Below are 18,746 nucleotides of genomic sequence, written 5' to 3' on the forward strand. Positions count from 1 at the left end.
GGTGAACCGCGACATTCCGTTCAACGGGCTACACTGGTTCTTCGACCACGCCGAAACCGTGTCACAGGCCAACATCGACCGCATCAAAGAACTGGGCGGCGGCATTGCCGTGCAGCACCGCATGGCCTTCCAGGGGGAATACTTCGCCGAGCGCTACGGCATCGAAGCCACCCGCCACACGCCGCCGGTGGCGAAAATGCTGGAGACTGGCGTGCCGGTGGGCTTAGGCACCGACGCCACCCGCGTGGCGAGCTATAACCCGTGGACCGCGCTCTACTGGCTGGTCTCCGGCCGCACCGTTGGCGGGATGCAGATGTACGATCACAGCGCCCGTCTGGATCGCGATACCGCCCTGATGCTCTGGACCCAGGGCAGCGCGTGGTTCTCCAGCGAGCAGAACCAGAAGGGGCAGATCAAAACGGGCCAGCTCGCGGATCTGGCGGTGCTCAGCAAAGATTACTTCCGCGTGCCGGAAGAGGAGATCAAGGGCATCGAGTCCGTCCTCACCGTGGTCAACGGCGATATCGTCTACGCCGCTGGCAGCTTTGGCCCGCTCGCGCCGCCCGCCATTCCGGTCCTGCCCGAGTGGTCCCCGGTGGTGAAGGTGCCGGGCCACTACCGCAGCGCGCCGCCGCAGGCCGCACGCGTCTGCATGAGCGCCGTCCACCACTGCAGCGGCCCGTGCGGGGTTCATAGCCACCAGCATGATTTCGCCCGCACGTCAGAGATGCCGGTGTCCGACGATAACGCTTTCTGGGGGGCGCTGGGCTGCAGCTGCTTTGCATTCTGATGAAACAAAACGACGCTTCGCCCCGGATCGATCCAGGGCTGTTTTTCCTGCGCCTGACCGGCAGCCTGCTGCTGCTTTACGTGCACGGCCTGCCGAAGGTGCTCCACTTCAGCGAAGAGCTGACGCGCATCGAAGATCCGTTTGGTTTCGGACCTTACGCGAGCCTGATCCCGGCGATCGTCGCCGAGGTCATCTGCCCGCTGTTTATCATTGCAGGGGTTTACACCCGCCTGGCGTGCCTGCCGATTATCACCGTGCTGCTGGTGGCGATGCTGGCGGTGCACCCGGACTGGTCGATTGCCGAAGGGCAGTTTGGCTGGCTGCTGCTGATTATCTTCACCACCCTCGCCCTCACCGGACCGGGCCAGTGGCGGCTGCAGCGTAAGACGACGGAGAGGTTCGCATGACCCAGGTTAACGACGTTCGCGACGCACACGTCGAGACGACGCCCGCATCGGCGGCTTCGCCCTGGCAGCCGCTGAGCCAGCCGGTGTTCCGCATGCTGTGGATCGCCACGGTGGTCTCTAACGTCGGCTCATGGATGAGCGACGTCGGCATCAACTGGAGCATGCTGACGCTCAGCGCCGATCCGCTGGATATCGCGCTGGTGCAGGCGGCCAGCAGCCTGCCGATGTTCCTCTTCGCCCTGCCGTCCGGGGTGATGGCGGACATCGTTGACCGACGAAAATACCTGCTCTTCTCCCAGCTGTGGGTGTTCATCGCCGCCGCCGGGCTGACGGTGCTCTCCTTCACCGGACACGTCACCCCTACCGTTCTGCTGGCGGCAACGTTTCTGCTGAGCGTGGGCGCGGCCATGAGCTCGCCGCCGTTTCAGGCGATTGTGCCTGACCTGGTGAGCAAGCCCGAGCTGGGTTCCGCCGTGGCGCTTAACTCGCTCGGGGTCAACATCAGCCGGGCGATTGGCCCTGCGCTGGGCGGTTTCCTGCTGTCGCTGGCAGGGCCGTGGATGGTGTTTGCGCTTAACGCGCTCTCCGTGGTCGGCGTGGCGTGGGTGCTGTGGCGCTGGCGTCCGGCGCCTTCCGTGCAGCGGCTGCCGCCGGAGCACTTCTTCTCGGCGGTGCGGTCCGGCATTCGCTACGTGCACGCCGCCCCGGTGCTGCGCAACGTGCTGGTGCGTACCGTGGCGTTCTTCGTTTTCGGCAGCGCGGGCTGGGCGTTACTGCCACTGGTGGCGCGCCACGAGCTGGGCTTAGGCCCGGCGGGCTACGGCGTGATGCTGGCGTGTATCGGCCTGGGGGCGATTGCCGGGGCGATCCTGCTGCCGCGCCTGCGCCAGCGGCTGAATGCCGATCGGCTGATGGTGGCCGCCAGCCTGACGTTTGCCCTCACCATGCTGGCGCTGGCGTTCGTGCGCCACGTCTGGCTGCTGAACCTGTTTGAGTTCTTCACCGGCTTCGCGTGGATTGCGGTGCTCTCCACCCTCAACCTTGGCGCACAGCGCAGCGCCGCCCGCTGGGTAAAAGCCCGGGCGCTGGCTGTGTATCTGACGGTGTTCTTCGGCTCGATGACCGCAGGCAGCGCCGTCTGGGGGCAGATCGCCTCGCAGTTCGGCACCCCAACCTCGCTGGTGGTTGCCACGCTGGGGATGGTGCTGGCAAGCGCGACGGCGTTCCGCTGGAAGCTGGAGAAAGATCCGAATTTAAATCTCGACCTGAGCGGGCAGCCGCTGGACGGCGTGGAGATTGAACTCCCGAACGAGCGCGGCCCGGTGCTGGTGTCGCACGAGTACATCATCGACCCACAGAACGCGAAAGCGTTTTTGCAGGCCGTGCACGAGCTACGCCGGGTGCGCCGCCGCGCCGGAGCGATGAGCTGGGCGGTGTACGAGGATATCGAACGTCCAGGGCTGTTTATCGAGACCTTCCTGATGGGTTCCTGGATTGAGCATTTGCGCCAGCAGGAACGCCACACCATGAATGACCTCCTGTTGCAGAGCCGCGTTCTGGCTTTTCATCAGGGCACAACATCACCGGCAATTCGCTATCTGGTCGCGCCGGTATAACCATAACAATCACCTGCACAGGAACACACTATGGCACTGTTTAAGGCAAAAGACGGCACGCAGATTTACTACAAAGACTGCGGCGCGGGCAAACCGATCCTCTTCAGCCACGGCTGGCCGTTGGACGGCGACATGTGGGACAGCCAGCTGAACTACCTGGCCGAGCGCGGCTTCCGCGCCATCGCCTTTGACCGTCGCGGCTTTGGGCGTTCGGATCAGCCGTGGAACGGCTATGACTACGACACCTTTGCGTCCGACATTAACGACCTGATTACTACCCTGGATCTGCGCGACGTAACGCTGGTGGGCTTCTCCATGGGCGGTGGCGACGTGACCCGCTACATCAACAACTACGGCAGCGAACGCGTGGCTGGTCTGGCGCTGCTGGGCGCGGTGACGCCAATCTTCGGTAAATCGGATACCTTCCCGCAGGGTGTGGATCAGAGCGTGTTCGACGGCATCCGTGACGGACTGCGTAAAGATCGCGCCCAGTTCATCAGCGACTTCGCCACCCCGTTCTACGGCACCAACGCCGGGCAGACCGTTTCCGCGGGTGCCCTGACGCAGACGCTGAACATCGCTCTGCTGGCGTCCCTCAAGGGCACCATCGACTGCGTGACCGCCTTCGCCGAAACCGACTTCCGCCCGGATATGGCGAAAATCGACGTGCCAACGCTGGTGATCCACGGCAGCAACGACCAGATCGTGCCGTTTGAAAGCACCGGCAAGCTGGCGGCGGAGATGATCAAAAACGCCACGCTGAAGGTGTACGACAACGCGCCGCACGGCTTCGCGCTGACCCACCAGGATCAGCTCAACGAAGATCTGCTGGCGTTTGTGAAGTCGCTGTAAGTCTGAGGGCTGACGCCAACGGCGACAGCCCCCTTTTCACCTCAACCCACCTGAACAAGCAGTGACACCATTCAGATTAATCCTATAAAATACTGACCTTTACCGCCTTTACCCGACTTCCGGAGTTTGTGATGGTTCAGGATCGCACCGCGTTAGCCCCCTTCTTTAATGAGCATATCAATAACAACAGCCGATACAGCCCTAAATGGGGGCCAGCCTATCACCAGATGGTCAAACGCGTAGCGACAGAGCGACCCGAGTTTCGTGATCAAAGCCTTATCAAGGCACTTTGGTATGAACGCTCCAACGGCGTCGCCAGCATTAAACAGGGTGGAATGTCGCAGAACGAATACAATGCGGCCCAGATTCACCTGCGGGAAATCACAACCCTGATGGCACAGGGCTGCACCCCGGCCGTATATGAAAAGGTGGTCAACAAGCTACAGGCGCTTAAGGCCAAATCCATTCTCAAGAAACAGTACTGGGCGTTGTGTCACCGGGCTTTTGCCACGCTGTACCCTGAGCGGGTTTCGAACGTGGTAAATACCAAAATGTTTTCCCGCATTTATAACTACTGTAATAACCGCTTCGGGCTTGGACTCGCCGGGAAAGGGACGTGGTTTGAAAAAAACCTGGAGCTGAAGGCGGCTCTGAACCGCGAGCTGGGCGGCCATGTAGACCCTGTCGAACTCAATATGTCGCTGTGGCATCTCTACACGCATTTCATCAAAGATAAGAGTGATATCGGCCTGGTAGGTAGCGAGTCCTGGGCCGAAGACGACGATCAGGATACGGATGAGAGCGTGGCGGATGTTCCACTGAACGTCATTCTCTATGGCCCTCCGGGGACGGGTAAAACCTATTCCACCGTTGAGCATGCCGTCCGCGCCTGTGAACCCGCTGAGTATTCCCGCCTGCTGGATGGCCTTCAGGGCAGTGATTACCGGAACGCACTTAAAGCGCTTTATGACCGGCTGGTCTCCGAACAGCGCATCCGCTTTGTCACTTTCCACCAAAGCTTTGGTTATGAAGAGTTTATTGAAGGGCTACGCGCCGATACCACCCGTGACGGTAACGTTCGCTATGACATTAAATCCGGCGTCTTTAAGCAAATCTGTGAGGATGCGGCGTTTGGTTACGCAGGTGAACAGCTGGCGCTGAACGAGGCGCTATCAAAGTTTCAAAAAGAACTGCTGAATGGCGAAGCCGCCACGCTCAAAACGACATCAGGTAAACCGTTCGGCGTCACCTATAAAAGTGAAACGAACTTCGGCATCTTCCCTTTAAACAGCAAAAAAGGGGATCTGGGGAATGGATACAACGCCTACGTGAAGGACATCAAAGCCTGGTATCAGAACAACGGGATTGATATCCACAACGAGTCGTATGTCCGGGGTATCCTCAACTATCTTCATGATAATTATAATCTTCCCGTCACACCGAAAAAAAATGCACCGGCAAAACGCCAGAACTACGTGCTGATTGTTGACGAGATTAACCGTGGCAATATCTCCAAAATTTTCGGAGAGCTCATCACCTTAATTGAGAAATCCAAGCGCATGGGTGAACCCGAGGCCCTGAGCGTGACGCTACCCTATTCGGGCGAAAAATTCAGCGTGCCAAACAACCTGTTCCTGGTCGGCACCATGAATACCGCGGACCGTTCCCTGACCGCTCTGGACACCGCCCTGCGCCGCCGCTTCGAGTTTAAGGCCATGCTGCCGAAAGCCTCCATTCTGGAAGGCCACGTCATCAAAGGTATCGATCTCAAACGGCTACTGCAGATGCTCAATGAACGCATTGAGGCGCTGTACGATAGCGAGCACACGCTCGGGCACGCTTTTTTCATACCGGTAATTGAGACGGAGGACGATGACATTGCTTTCGCCCGTCTGCAGCGGGTGATGAAAAATAAAGTACTGCCGCTGCTGGAGGAGTACTTTTACAACGACTGGCAGAAAATTCGTCTGGTCCTTGGAGATAACCAGAAGCAGGATCCCGCCCTGTGCTTCATCCGTTCGATCAAAAACGAGGGAAATATTCAGCGGCTGTTTGGAACGGATGCATCGGACGATCTGCAGGAAGAGGGAGAGCGCTATCACCTTGCAGGCGAAGACGATCCTGTCTGGAATAATGCCATCGCCTGGCGTCAGATTTACGATGCAGGTGCGCGAGGCGCGGAGAACGACGAATGACCGGGCGGCGGCAGTGGTCCACCTTTGAATACGGTTATTTGGTCAGTAAAAAGGACAGCGGCCGGGTTAAGGACGCAGTGGAGCTTCCTCCGGCCTGTTTTGCGTGGCTGGAGCAATGCTGCCTGAACGACGATGCGGAATACGACGCGCGCCTGCTGACGCTGAAAACGGTCGGGCGCGTGAAGGTGCTGCAGGTGAAAAACTATGTCGGCGTCATTGCGCTGCCGGGAGGAGCGTTCATCGAGGTGTTGCCAAAGACCGGCCATGATAACGCCCGCGAACAGCTGATGATGATGCTGCGCACGCTGAAAACCTTCCGGCACATCGCCACAACCTCCGCCAGTATTAAAACCTCGCGCATGCCGCTGATGGATATCTTTATTCATCAATTTATCCAGAGCGTCCAGGCGGTCCTGCTGCAGGGTCTTAAGCGTGACTACCTTCGCCAGCAGGAGAATCTACCGTGGATGAAGGGAAAACTGCGGGTTTCAGCACAACTGTCGACAAATAGCGTTCGCCGGGATCGCTTTCAGGTGGAGTATGACGAGTACAGTGTTGACCGACCGGAGAACCGCATTCTCAAAACGGCCATCGATACGGTTTCGCGCCTGACCCGCAACCCTCAGCTCATCCAGCAGCTTCGCCCCTTGCAGTCGGCCTTCGAAGGTATTCCTCCCGTTGTTGATACCGCTCACGCGTTCGATCTGGTTCGCCTCGACAGGCATATGCATCACTATGAACAGGCGCTGGAGTGGGCCAAATTGATCCTACACGGGGAGTCACCACTTTGTATGCAGGGTCATGCTGATGCCATATCGCTGCTCTTTCCAATGGAAGCGGTATTTGAATCCTTTGTTGCGGCGTGGATGAGGCATCATCATCATCAACGTTACCAAATTGATACCCAAGCAAAAACACACACTCTGGCTCGCTATCACACCAGGTATATGTTTAGACTCAAGCCGGATATCTGGCTTCGCCCGTATGACACGTCGAAACATTCTTCAATTATTTGCGATACGAAATGGAAAAAGATTAAGCCTCATAAACCTGGCTTTAACATTTCGCAAAGCGATCTTTACCAGATGCTGGCCTACGGAACGAAATATCTCGATAGCCGCGGCGATATGATCCTGATCTACCCGCAGCATGACGGTTTTAGCGATGCGCTTCCCCATCCCTTCGAACTTCATAAGCCGGACAGCCATGCGCTACGTTTGTGGATCGTCCCTTTTACCATCGGAACCAGTATTCAGAGCTCGATACTCCACCTCCCCGAGTCCCTGAAGCTGCGGAATTAGAAGCAGACGCCTGCAAAGCAGGCGTCTGAAGCGATTAATTGACCGATACCGGGCGGGTCAACGCCTCATCCACGATGCCATTCTGCTCGCTCCCCCGCCTGCGTTCTGCCAGCAGCCGACACACTTCCGCATGCTTCTCCTCGGTAAAGGTAAAGCGCGACATAAAGCCCATGCGGATCAGCGACCCAATCGCCGGCAACAAACAAATGCCGAAGAACAGCCCCGACAGCACGCTGTCGCTCTGTGACTGCGCCTGCGGCACATAGTTGATCATCGTCAGAAACACGCCGATTAACCCGCCGCCCACCGCCACCGACATCTTGCCGGTAAAGGTCTGCCCGGAGAAGGTGATCGCCGCGCAGCGCTTGTGGGTGTGGTATTCCGCATACTCGATGGTGTCGGCAATCATCGACGAGGTGAGGATGTTGGTCATCATCACGAACAGCGTGCTCAGGCCGAGCAGGATAAACAGCAGCGCCGTGTGCTGATAGCCCGTGAACCACATCACCACGCGCACCGCCACGTCCAGCCCGCAGAGGATCATAAACAGCTTCCGCTTCTGCATCCGGCGCGTCAGCAGCGGGGCGACCAGGCACAGCACCGCCGCCACTATCCCCATCACGCCAATTGCCATTTGCAGGCTGCCGTCGCCCATGTTGTTGATAAAGAAGTAGATATAGAGTCCGCCCGCCACGTTATGGAACACGCAGAAAAAGAACGACAGCAGGACGATAAACAGCGGCTTGTTCTGGCGCAGGTTGTGGAAGGTGTCGCGCATCGTCACCTTTTCCGGGCTGGGCGGGACGCGCTCTTTGATCTGCATAAAGCCGTTGAGCATCAGCGGCAGGCCCACCAGCATCATCACCAGCGCCGCCATAAAGTAGCCTTTATCGTTGCTGTACTGGGCAAAGAACGCCGCCAGCTTCGGGAAGAAGATGTTGGCGCAGGCAATCCCGGCGTTTACCCCGAGCATTGCCGCCGTCACCGCGCGGGTGCGCTGGCCGGAGTCATTGGTCATCACCGACGACATCGACCAGAACGGGATATCGGAGATGGCGTACAGCGTCCCCCACAGGATATACGTCACCCCGGCGTAGAGGATTTTGGTGGTCATGTCCGCTTCGATTTTATAGAACGCCAGCAGCGTGACGCCGGTAATCAGCAGCGGCGCAATCAGTAAAAAGTGGCGAAACTTGCCAAACCGGCTGTTAATGGTGTCCATAATGCTGGCAAACAGCGGATCGTGAACCGCGTCCCACGCGCGGGCAATCAGGAAGATGGTACTTGCCGCCAGCGCCGAGATCCCCAGCACGTCGGTGTAAAAATAGTTTATAAACGAACCCACTAAACCAAAGCTAAAACACTGACCTAAACCATAGCCAAAGTAGGACCATAACTCGCGAGACGGTATTTTCATTGTCATTGCCATAGTGCGTACCTGGTTGCCCGGCGACAGCGCGCCGGGTCGTTATTATTAGCCCTGCGGATCCGGGGCGATATTGCGCAGCTTCTTCATCAGCGCGATTTCAGCGCGTGAAAACGGGATACCGTTCTCCTCGAACACGTCGTGGAACCACAGGCGGCAGTAGTCCGTGGACTCCTTCATCACCACCGGCCACGGCAGCCAGGTCTGGGTTTTACCGCGCACCAGCCCCCACTGATACGGCGCGACCTTTGCCATGTACATCAGCGGGAGCTGCTCTTCGATGGTGCCGCCCACGTGACGCGCCAGCCATTCGGTGCAGAAGATTGGGCGGCCCAGCGCCTGAAGTTGCTGGATAATCGCCGTCATGCGCCCGGTATTGGTGTAGGCGTGATAGCTCACCACGTCCGACAGTTCCAGCGCGGTCTGGTCCAGCGGGTGCTGATAAAACGTCTCGCCCTCCTCTTCCGCCGGCAGACGCCACGCGCAGACGGTGAGCGGCTGGGTCGGATCTTCCTTACGCACCCAGCGGAACGCCAGCTTCATCAACTCGTGCGCGCAGGTCTCCAGCTTCTCGTCGTACAGCACCTCTTCCGTGCCCGTCGCGAAAATGCCGCGGTTTCCCGGCTCGTTATACAGATCCCACAGCAATACGCGCTTATCCTCGCGGAACTGGCGCACAACGTCGCGGATATAGCGCTCAATCTGTGGCCAGCAGTCTCGATCGCACACCTTGTCGCGCCCCGGGCTCGCCGCCGCCTGGCTGTTGTGTTTGCCCGGTACGGGCGGCTTTTGCGGGCCGAGGTACGGCTCGTCGCCGGAGAAACCGCAGTCGTCCATCAGGGTCAGCATGGTGCTGAACCCGTTGTCGTCGGCAATCGTCAAAAAGCGGTCGATGCGCGCCATCAGCCCGTCACGGTCGTGCTCCCAGACGATGAACGGCAGGTTGATGCGCAGGGTGTTATAGCCCGCGTCCGCCGCCCAGCCCAGCTCGCGGTCGATAGTGGCGGGATCGAAGGTCTCTTCCTGCCAGATATCGGTCCAGTTCACCGCTGTCGACGGCAGATAGTTGAACCCGCACAGCCAGCCTTTTTGCTGATACCACGCCTGTGCCTGTTCTTTACTCCACTGCTCTTTCATTACGCATCCTCTTGCTGATAATGTTTAGCTAATAAATATTAGCTGCGGGATAAATGCGCAAATCGCGGTGCAAAGAAAAGCAACGCCTCTCACAAAGTTCACGCTTCGATGAATGAGAAACGTGATCGGCGGCGCTAAAGCGTGCGGTTAGGGTATGATGCAAATTCGCGAAAGGGAGAGGACGGATGAAGCGAAAAACGAAAGTGACGATGAACGATATTGCGCGGGCGGCGGGCGTGTCGCAGGCGACGGTATCGCTGGTGCTTAACCAGTCCCGCAACATCAAGCTCAGCGACGACACCCGCCAGCGGGTGATTAGCGTCGCTACCGAGCTCGGCTACGACCGTCTTCCTGCCATTCACGCTCCGCGCAACCAGGAGGAGATCGCCCTGCTGGTCAGCTCGTTGCAGAGCTTCGACCCGTTTATCGACGCCATCAGCCAGGCGCGGGAAGCGGCGTGGCGCAACGAGACGCTGCTCACCGTCTACGACTACGGCGACGACGTGGAGCTGGCCCTGAACATCATCCGCCAGCTGGACAAGCGCAACTGCATCGGGATTATTCTTGCCTCTCCGGTCACGAACGTCGTCGATATGACGCCATTTCAGGACTGTACCCGCATCCCGCTGGTGCTGCTCAACCAGCGCGACCCCGGCTCGCCGCTGCTGCCGTCGTTTATCCCGGACGACTACGCCAACGCTTTCCAGGTGACTAAACACCTCATCGCCTGCGGCGCCAGCCGTATCGCCCACATCACCGGCGAGAGCTGGATGGAGGCCTCGCGCCAGCGTCTGGCGGGCTACCAGGCGGCATTGAAGCAGGCCGGTTTAACGTGTGACGAGAGCCTGGTGCGCCAGACCAACTGGCAGTTCAGCGAGTCCTTTACCGCCACCACGTCCCTGCTGGAACTGACCGAACGCCCGGACGCCATTTTCTGTGCCAGCGACTGGCTGGCGATTGGCTGCTACCAGGCGCTGGCGGTGAACGGCGTGCGTATCCCGCAGGACATGCTGCTGGCGGGCTACGACGACCAGAAGATCTCCGAGCAGCTCACCCCACCGCTGACCAGTATCCAGCTGCCCTACAGCGAGCTGGGACGGCTGGCGGTGGAGTACCTGTGCAATCAGGAAGATGCCGCCACGCACGTGACGCTGGCGGGCAGGCTGAAGGTGCGCGCCTCAAGCCCCGTCTGAAGTAAATACCATGCCCGCATAAGGCTTCTCGCGACACGCCGCCAGCCGCGCGGCGAGGCTGCCCACGTGCAGCTCCAGCTTGTGCCCGTCCGGGTCGAGAAAATAGAACGACGCCCCCTCGCTTTTGTTCTGCTTCCAGACGGTGACGCCCGCCTGCTCCAGCTTGCGCGAGAACGCTTCAAAATCCTCTTCCGCCACGGTAAACGCGTAGTGGGTGTAGTCGCTCTCCTGCGGCGGCACGTACCGGCGCGCCTCGTCGTACGACAGGCAGACCCACAGATCGCCGCAGGTGAGATAGGCCCCGGTATTCCAGCGGGCGTGCAGCGCAAGCCCCAGCAGCTCGTGCCAGAAGGTGACGCTTTTTTGCAGGTCGCTGACCGCGAGGGTCAGATGATTGAGAGATTGCAGCATGACGTGCCCTTTTGTTTTTCGCGCCGGACGTGGTACGGTAAAGAGATGAACATAAACCACGCCGTGCTCACCGTAAACCGCTGGTGGCTGCCTTCTTAAAGGCGGCACGGAGTAGTTTTCCCCATTTTCAGATAGCCGCCGAAAGGCGGCTTTCACATTTCTAAGACCCCTTTCGGCATTACAACATTAAGGAGTCTTTATGAACGCACCAACCATCCTCACCGGCGACCGCCCAACCGGCCCGCTGCACCTCGGCCACTTCGTCGGATCGCTGCGCCAGCGCGTGGCGCTTCAGCAGACGCACAACCAGTTTGTGCTGATTGCCGACCTGCAGGGGCTGACCGACAACGGCAGCAACCCGCAGAAGATCCGCGACAACATCCCCGAAGTGCTGGCCGACTACCTCGCCGCCGGCATCGACCCGAACCTGACCACGATCTGCCTGCAGTCCGCCCTGCCCGCCCTCGCCGAGCTGACGATGCTGTATATGAACATCGTCACCGTCGCCCGCGTGGAGCGTAACCCGACGGTGAAGAACGAGATTGCGCAGAAAGGGTTCGCCCGCTCGCTGCCGGTCGGGTTTATGGCCTACCCCATCAGCCAGGCGGCGGACATCACCGCGTTTAAGGCCGAGTGCGTGCCCGTCGGCGACGACCAGTTGCCGATGATTGAGCAGACCAACGAGATTGTGCACAAGATGAACAGCCTGCTGCCCGCCCCGGTGCTGCGCCACTGCAAGGCGATGCTGAGCGACACCAGCCGTCTGCCCGGCATCGACGGCAGCGCCAAGATGTCGAAATCGCTGGGCAACACGCTGCACCTTTCGGCCAGCGAAGAGACGATTCACCGTGCGGTGAGCGCCATGTACACCGACCCGAACCACCTGAAGGTGAGCGACCCGGGACAGATTGAGGGGAACGTGGTGTTTACGTACCTCGACGCGTTTCATCCGGACAAGGACAAAGTGGCGGCAATGAAGGCGCACTATCAGGCGGGCGGGCTGGGGGATCAGGTTTGTAAGAACGAGCTGGAGGCGTGTTTGCAGGAGCTGATTGCGCCGATGCGGGAGCGGAGGGCGATGTATATGCAGGATAAGGGGGAACTGATGGCGATGCTGAAGCGCGGGACCGAACGGGCGCAGGGGGTGACGCAGGAGACGTTGAGGGAGGTGAAGGTTGGGCTGGGGGTGCCGGTGTTTTAAAACGCAGCTTAAATAATAATCCCGGCGCAGGGCCGGGATATTTATCAGGCGTTACGCTTAATTACCGGAAGATCGCCGGTGTCATTTAACGCGCCCGGAAATGTTTTTAACCACTGTGCGACTTTCTGCTTATTAATATTCACCACGCTCATCCCTTCCAGGCATCCCCATAATTCTCTTGTATGCTGAGGCGTAATCACAATGCAGTCTTTCATGGCGCGGATTTTTACGGGCATGCCGTCGATAAAGCCCGCTCGGGTTAACCACTCGCCGCCCAGCAGAAGATATTTCATGTCTATGCGGGCATACAGTTCGCAGCAGGCTGCACTGTCCTGCGGTGTTTCCGCGCGGGGATGGACAGGCGCCGCGTTGGGCGGGTTGCCGTGAAGTCGGCGGGCGCTGTTTTTGCGTACCAGCTCGCGGTTTTCAATCATGCCGGTGAAAGCGTCTGATTCTGTTTTGCAAACAGTAAACTCTGGCTTAAAATTCGTCGCAGCCATATACAACTCCTATCAAGTTGGTTGTGGTTAGCGGTATGGGGGTGTTGCAGCACCTTCATATCGCGAATTCTCTCTTTAAATATTATTCGATACTTCCTTTGCCGTTCGGCGTAATTTCTGGTGCTCATTATACAGGGCTGAATATAAATACAGCGGTTTGACGTGGGGTAAATTTGGAATTTGCGAGAGGGATTCAGGAAATAGGGTTTTAATTCGAGAAATGACAACACTTCGGCTGGAAACCTGTTCAATTCACCTCTTCCAGATATCTGTTCGTTTGTAAACCTGCGCTAATACCGTATCGGTTGTCCCGATAACTTCCTCTCTAACCTCTCAAAAATTCATCAAACCTATAGATTAACGATTTACATCACCCTGATTTTGTTATGTGATCCTGTTACAGGCTTTAGTAACGCCCTGCCCAGCCAACCGTAACAGGACTTCATCAATGGAATTTTATCAGGCCGATCCGACGCTTGAGAACTACTGGCGTGGTGTGATCCTCTTTGGAAGGAACGTCGCATCTTACAAATTTGCGCTGGCGTCAGCGCTTTATGAAGTGGATAAGACGGGCAGCGATTTGATTACGCTCGACCAGCTTGCGGTGCCGTTCAGCCGCTATCTTTGCGAGCACCTGAAACATGCGCCAAAACAGATCACCTCCCGCAGCAGTCAATTTCTGGAAACCTGCCTGAAGTTCAACAGAGGTGAAATCACCCACGCTCAGCTCATTGAAGCGACGGTGCGCCTTGGGTTTAACAACGTGATTGATGCCTTTCATTATGTGAACCAAGGCGAGATCGATAAACGTTTTTTCCTTGATGAGCGCAAAACCAATAATGGGATCCGCCTGACGGACAACTTCTTTTTACTGGGCGAACGCCTGCAGTATAAAAACCTCGCCTTTGAAACCAATGCGCGTTGGAACATGGTGGAACAGGCCTGGTCGATGGGGGTTTCACGTAACCTTGTGGGCGTGGAGTTCGACGATGATAATCAGCTGTTGTTCACGAGGGTGAACGCGCGTCGCGTAGACATCACCAGCTGCCGCGACAGCCTGAACGGTTACCAGAAAGGACGCTGTTTTTACTGCTTTAAACCCATCAGTCTGGTAACGGGAGACGCAGAACTGGCGGACGTTGATCACTTTATTCCCTGGGCTGCTCGCCATGAAGTGAGCAATATTAACGGCGTATGGAACTTAGTGCTGGCCTGTCGGTGTTGTAACCGTGGCGTCGAAGGCAAATCTGCACGCATTCCCGAGCTCAGGCTCCTGCAGCGGTTACACACCCGCAATGAGTATTTTATTCAGAGCAAACTGCCGTTGCATGAGACGATTGTTCTACAGACAGGGCAACGTCCTGAAGCACGGAAAAGCTTTCTTCAGCGTAACTGGCAGGCCGCGCTGGACAAACTTATCCATACCTGGAAACCCAACGCGGAAGGCGAGGCAACGTTTTAATGACACTTCACTACTATCAGAATCACGCGCAGGATTTCTTTGATGGCACGGTCAATGTCGATATGACCCCGCTTTACGAGGCCTTCACCCAACATCTGCCTCACGGTGCCCGGGTTCTGGATGCTGGCTGCGGTTCAGGCCGGGACGCAAAAGCCTTTCATGAGATGGGTTACCAGGTGGATGCTTTTGATGCCTCTTCCGCGATGGTGGAGCTGGCAAAGCAACATACCGGGTTACCCGTGCAGCTGATGACATTTTCAGAGATCGACGCTAAAGCGCAGTACGATGCGATCTGGTGCTGTGCCTCTTTGCTGCATGTCCCCTCTTTTGGGTTGCCTGCCGTGATGCAGAAGCTTGCGGATGCGCTTAAGCCTGGCGGCGTCTGGTACGTGTCCTTTAAGTATGGAAACGGTGAACGCGTTCAGGGTGAAAGACGGTTTACGGACCTGGATGAAGAGGGATTGCGGATGGGAATAAGTAATATAACAGATGTGGAGATAACTTCGCTTTGGGTTACGAAGGATTATCGGCCGGAAAGAAGTGAGAGATGGTTAAATGGGATATTACACAAAAAAAACACTGTTTTTTAGAGTGGCTTTACTTATCGTTGAAGGACTCATATTGATATGTTCAGTTGTACACATCTCATCTTAATGCCGACATAAATGGCTATATCAATCTATCCTCAACAAATATGCTATCGCAGCTCTAATGAACTTAGTTAATCATAGTCCAAACAGTTAGCTCGTTCTCTTTTTTTGACAAGTTATACAAATTTCGTCTTTTACTATTGAACCATCACCATAATTGTTATATAGCGTAATAGGGAATTTTTCAGATATATTACTTACTCGCCACTTAAGTGAAATTTGCTTTTACTTAGAAATCATAAGTGAGAGTAATGATGATCAGGCAATTAATCAATATTTGATATGTTATATATCTGTAGTATCCCTCTAGGTCACCTACAAAAATTAGTGATTGCCATACAAACGCCTCGAGGGTACGCTGATCGGTTTTTTTAAATTAAACATTCATTAATGTCTTGTCTCGCTTGACTATAAGGAGCATGCTTTGGTTCAATCAGAATGCATTTCATGGACAAAATGTACTTCATGGCTAACAAACTTTCTTAGTCGTAGAGGATTGAGACAACCCGATGGCCGCCCGCTTTATGAATATCAAGCGACGAATGAAGAATATGTGGACTTAACGCAGTTACTTCGAGCGGTTAGCCAAACTACAAATATTGTTGATGATAAAGGCTATGCTTCCTGTTTTGTGTTTTTTTGCTCTGAATGGTACCGCAGAGACTATGAGCGGAATTGTGGGTGGACTTGGGATCCCATTTATAAAAAGCTAGGTACATCGTTAACGGCGACGGAACTAAGGCATATCGTTCCTAAAGGGATGGAGAGTTACTGGATGCGACCAATTCGATTTTATGAATCGGATAGACGTAACTTTCTAGGAACGTTGTTCAGTGAGGGTGGTCTACCTTTTCGTTTACTGAAGGAATCAGATAGTAGTTTTCAAACCGTATTTTCCCGGATCCTTAATCAGTATGAACAAGCTCAGATAGCAGGTTTTTCCATGCTTTCACTGGTAAGAAACATTATAGAAAGATCTTCGCTTCCAGCTGTTTTTATTGAAGACACATCAGTAGAGCTCATCAGTCATATGGCAGAAAAACTCAGCTCATTGGTACTGATGTATAATCTAAGCGATGACTCTGAACCAGTAGCGCAGCTTGATAAAACGCATCCAAAATGGCGGGATGAATTCCCTATGCCACTTGATGATGAAACAGGCACCCGCTTTCTAAATGGATTGTTGCGTACTGCATCTATAGAAACAAAACCTCGTTCACAAAAAAATAAATGTACCGGTTGTCAGTTCTTTTGGACAGAAAAATCGCCGGATCAAATACGTGCGATAGTTTCGTTACCAGATGAACTCTCTTTTCCAATTATTAGTGAACCTTCAACCACACGATTTGAACTTGCTATTTACGAAGGCATTAACGAAGTAGCAAGCCTTGGTGTAGTCTATGCGTCCCTCGAAAAATCGCATGCCAGAATTCGCATCCGTAAAAATGAATCACGATTTGCCAGACATGCCCCTTCTGCGAGTTTATCGTTAGTTGCTCGGGCAGGCGGAATGAATGTTGGCGCAATAAAACTGGATGATAGCGAAATCGCCATTGGTGAGGTTCCACTTACTTTTGTTGCTGATGGAGAACGATGGCTATTACAAGGGCAAGCTTCGTGCAATGTTCGTAACAGCGATGTTCTTATTGTTCTACCTCGAGAAAAGACAACTGTTTCAGGATATGAAACGACTTTGAATACAATTTCAGTCTTAGGCTTCGAAACACTCTCCGTAAAAGGTTGCCATGAATTAATTATTTCCGGAGATGAAATATATCGTATACGCACTGGAAAAGAACAGACTAACCCTGGTGGGGTTGAGTTTTATGGTAAAAGAGTAAATTGGGTATGCAACCCTACTGAAACATTCCTTGGGGTCCCTAAAGTCACCTCGAAAAATCCTGATGTAAAACATATCCAATTTAAACCTTATTTTAATAGTAAATCAATCGAAGAATGCCAGTTACAAGAGATGATGGGATCTCAATTTGTTTCGGTCAGGAATAGTGATAATGAGACGATACTCCGTCGAAAAATTGGAATATTACCGGCAGACTTTAATGTTCAGATTCATGGTGGCGATCAGGCTAATGAAGGTACCATTGTCATCTCAACGCAACATCCCTGCATGTCTGTCTTAAAAAATAAAACATTCGAGATTGCGCGAAAACGCGCAGCAGGACGCACCGAGATATTACTCAAAGCCGAAGGCATCCCTCCCGCCTTTATCTCTCTGGAAATTTATCCTAATTTGGGGGCTGACTCAATTGAATTGACTTTGCCTTATCCTGCTAAAGGTTGTTTGGTTTTTGATGCAAATGGAGACCTTCTTGAAAAAAATATCACTTTGCATGATTTACTTGGTTCAAGAGCCTACTTGTTTGGTAAAAATGGTGAACCGACTCGATTTTCACTGGAATTACATCTAAGCACTATAAATGGTCAACAGGCATGGCATGAATGGTTTTATACGGCAGGAGAACGCCCTATTGAACTCAATTTATACAGTCTAAGAGAGCATATTGAAAATTTGCTCTCTCTTGAGTCCGGAATTGACCAGGTTGTGGATATGCGAATCAGAGGTGCTGGCGTAGCGATGAGCTGGCAGATTCGGCGCTACAAATACAGTTTGCGTTATGATTATGAAAAAGAAGTTCTCACCAGCCAGTCGACAAGCTATCGTGCCGGGCAACTCCCTTCTCCTGTCATCATGTTATTGAGCGAGCCAGAGCGAAAAGCAGTCTCGTTGTCATCGAGGCTAAGTGAGGGTGTACCTGTTGGTGAATATGAACTGAGTTCAATCGTTAGCAAAAACGGGCCTTGGCTAGTAGTCCCAAAGGAAGGTGATGAAATGGCGTTTCGTCCATGCTTCATTCGTGGCGAATCTTCCTTACATGGCGAAGAAAGTAGCGTTCGTTCACTTCAGAAAGCCACCCAACTTTTTAATCCCCAGGCAAAAGTGAATACCATAACGCTGGTGCTTGATCAGATGGCTACCGATCCTGCGCACTCCGGTTGGCAGTTTATGCACAGTCTTTATGAACATTTTGGCTATCTTCCGCTGGCTACATTTGAAGTATGGCGAGCACTCGTACAACATCCAAGAGCGCTGGCGATGTCTCTCTTCAAATTTGAAATGTCCGCCGAGTATTTAAACCGCATTGAGAATGAATTCCCTGTTTTTTGGGAGTTTTTCCCTATATTAGAAATCAAATCCGCAGCAGAAACCTTCAAACGATTCCTGACCCAAAAAGGGGCACCAGATGAAGTTTTGGTAACACTGCTGAGTAAGATGTATCGACAATTAGGGACCGTATTTCCAACTTATGCCGATGAAGTTGAAAAATGGTTAAGTTATGGGAAATTCCCTCCTCCCATTCCAACATCCTTTGTCCGTGAGTGGTATCAGGAGCTTTTACGCGAACACAGTGAAGCTCGGTGGCCAGAATATGGCTGTAAGCGACTGCATAACTGGATGTCATCACAAACAGATGTAGTGATAGATATTTATCCCGAGGCTGATTATCGCTATTCAGTTGCCTGGTTACCTGTTTTCGCGGCTGCAGTGGCAAGCGGTAAAACTTCCTTTGAAACTGTGTTTGAAC

General features: G+C 54.5%; 15 protein-coding genes. 11 read left to right on the forward strand and 4 right to left on the reverse strand.

Annotation, left to right across the window (positions count from 1 at the left end; genetic code table 11):
* From HP459_RS12060 to HP459_RS12085, 6 genes are all read left to right on the forward strand, one after another.
* The coding region (locus tag HP459_RS12060) for an amidohydrolase family protein (protein WP_171936248.1) at nucleotides 1–790 on the forward strand (790 nt) is incomplete at its 5' end.
* On the forward strand, nucleotides 790–1,197 hold the full coding sequence (locus HP459_RS12065) for a DoxX family protein (RefSeq protein ID WP_171936249.1): 408 nt from the start codon (nucleotides 790–792) through the stop codon (nucleotides 1,195–1,197). The genes HP459_RS12060 and HP459_RS12065, both read left to right, overlap by 1 nt.
* A complete protein-coding gene (locus HP459_RS12070) occupies nucleotides 1,194–2,813 on the forward strand; it encodes an MFS transporter (RefSeq protein WP_171936250.1) in 1,620 nt (539 codons plus the stop codon). Before HP459_RS12065 ends, HP459_RS12070 begins: the two co-directional genes overlap by 4 nt.
* A gap of 30 nt (nucleotides 2,814–2,843) precedes the next feature.
* Entirely contained in the window at nucleotides 2,844–3,665 is an 822-nt protein-coding gene (locus HP459_RS12075) for an alpha/beta fold hydrolase (RefSeq protein WP_038415217.1), read from the forward strand.
* A gap of 131 nt (nucleotides 3,666–3,796) precedes the next feature.
* On the forward strand, nucleotides 3,797–5,860 hold the full coding sequence (locus HP459_RS12080) for an McrB family protein (RefSeq protein ID WP_045259561.1): 2,064 nt from the start codon (nucleotides 3,797–3,799) through the stop codon (nucleotides 5,858–5,860).
* Nucleotides 5,857–7,161, forward strand: coding sequence for an McrC family protein (locus tag HP459_RS12085; RefSeq protein WP_038415215.1), 1,305 nt, complete (start codon nucleotides 5,857–5,859; stop codon nucleotides 7,159–7,161). The genes HP459_RS12080 and HP459_RS12085 overlap by 4 nt, the downstream gene beginning before the upstream one ends.
* A 34-nt stretch (nucleotides 7,162–7,195) precedes the next feature.
* On the opposite strand, the gene HP459_RS12090 is transcribed toward HP459_RS12085, so the two are convergent.
* Together HP459_RS12090 and HP459_RS12095 are read right to left on the reverse strand one after the other, a co-directional pair.
* Nucleotides 7,196–8,590 (reverse strand): MFS transporter, encoded by a 1,395-nt coding sequence (locus HP459_RS12090; protein ID WP_063854191.1) that lies wholly within the window; start codon nucleotides 8,588–8,590, stop codon nucleotides 7,196–7,198.
* A gap of 45 nt (nucleotides 8,591–8,635) precedes the next feature.
* The gene (locus HP459_RS12095; protein WP_171936251.1) at nucleotides 8,636–9,724 is read right to left on the reverse strand and encodes a cellulase family glycosylhydrolase; all 1,089 of its coding nucleotides are present in this window, start codon (nucleotides 9,722–9,724) and stop codon (nucleotides 8,636–8,638) included.
* 185 nt (nucleotides 9,725–9,909) lie between these two features.
* Between HP459_RS12095 and HP459_RS12100 the strand changes: the two genes are divergently transcribed.
* Nucleotides 9,910–10,917: a LacI family DNA-binding transcriptional regulator gene (locus tag HP459_RS12100; protein WP_058677531.1), complete on the forward strand. Its 1,008-nt coding sequence runs from the start codon at nucleotides 9,910–9,912 to the stop codon at nucleotides 10,915–10,917.
* On the opposite strand, the gene fosA is transcribed toward HP459_RS12100, so the two are convergent.
* A complete protein-coding gene (gene fosA, locus HP459_RS12105; RefSeq protein WP_171936252.1) occupies nucleotides 10,903–11,328 on the reverse strand; it encodes a FosA/FosA2 family fosfomycin resistance glutathione transferase in 426 nt (141 codons plus the stop codon). The two genes, HP459_RS12100 and fosA, sit on opposite strands and share 15 nt — an antisense overlap.
* 199 nt (nucleotides 11,329–11,527) lie before the next feature.
* Here fosA and trpS point away from each other — a divergent pair, with 199 nt between their 5' ends.
* Nucleotides 11,528–12,529, forward strand: coding sequence for a tryptophan--tRNA ligase (trpS, locus tag HP459_RS12110; protein WP_171936253.1), 1,002 nt, complete (start codon nucleotides 11,528–11,530; stop codon nucleotides 12,527–12,529).
* Between the two features lie 44 nt (nucleotides 12,530–12,573).
* On the opposite strand, the gene HP459_RS12115 is transcribed toward trpS, so the two are convergent.
* Nucleotides 12,574–13,029, reverse strand: a complete 456-nt coding sequence (locus tag HP459_RS12115; RefSeq protein WP_171936254.1) for a SymE family type I addiction module toxin — start codon at nucleotides 13,027–13,029, stop codon at nucleotides 12,574–12,576.
* Nucleotides 13,030–13,477: 448 nt separating this feature from the next.
* Here HP459_RS12115 and HP459_RS12120 point away from each other — a divergent pair, with 448 nt between their 5' ends.
* From HP459_RS12120 to HP459_RS12130, 3 genes are all read left to right on the forward strand, one after another.
* A complete protein-coding gene (locus HP459_RS12120; protein ID WP_171936255.1) occupies nucleotides 13,478–14,491 on the forward strand; it encodes an HNH endonuclease domain-containing protein in 1,014 nt (337 codons plus the stop codon).
* Entirely contained in the window at nucleotides 14,491–15,081 is a 591-nt protein-coding gene (locus tag HP459_RS12125) for a bifunctional 2-polyprenyl-6-hydroxyphenol methylase/3-demethylubiquinol 3-O-methyltransferase UbiG (RefSeq protein ID WP_171936256.1), read from the forward strand. Before HP459_RS12120 ends, HP459_RS12125 begins: the two co-directional genes overlap by 1 nt.
* Nucleotides 15,082–15,565: 484 nt before the next feature.
* Nucleotides 15,566–18,746 (forward strand): STY4851/ECs_5259 family protein (locus tag HP459_RS12130; protein WP_171936257.1); only part of this gene is annotated, 3,181 nt, incomplete at its 3' end.

The sequence above is a fragment of the Enterobacter sp. CM29 genome (genome assembly GCF_013179605.1).
Lineage (GTDB): Bacteria > Pseudomonadota > Gammaproteobacteria > Enterobacterales > Enterobacteriaceae > Enterobacter > Enterobacter intestinihominis.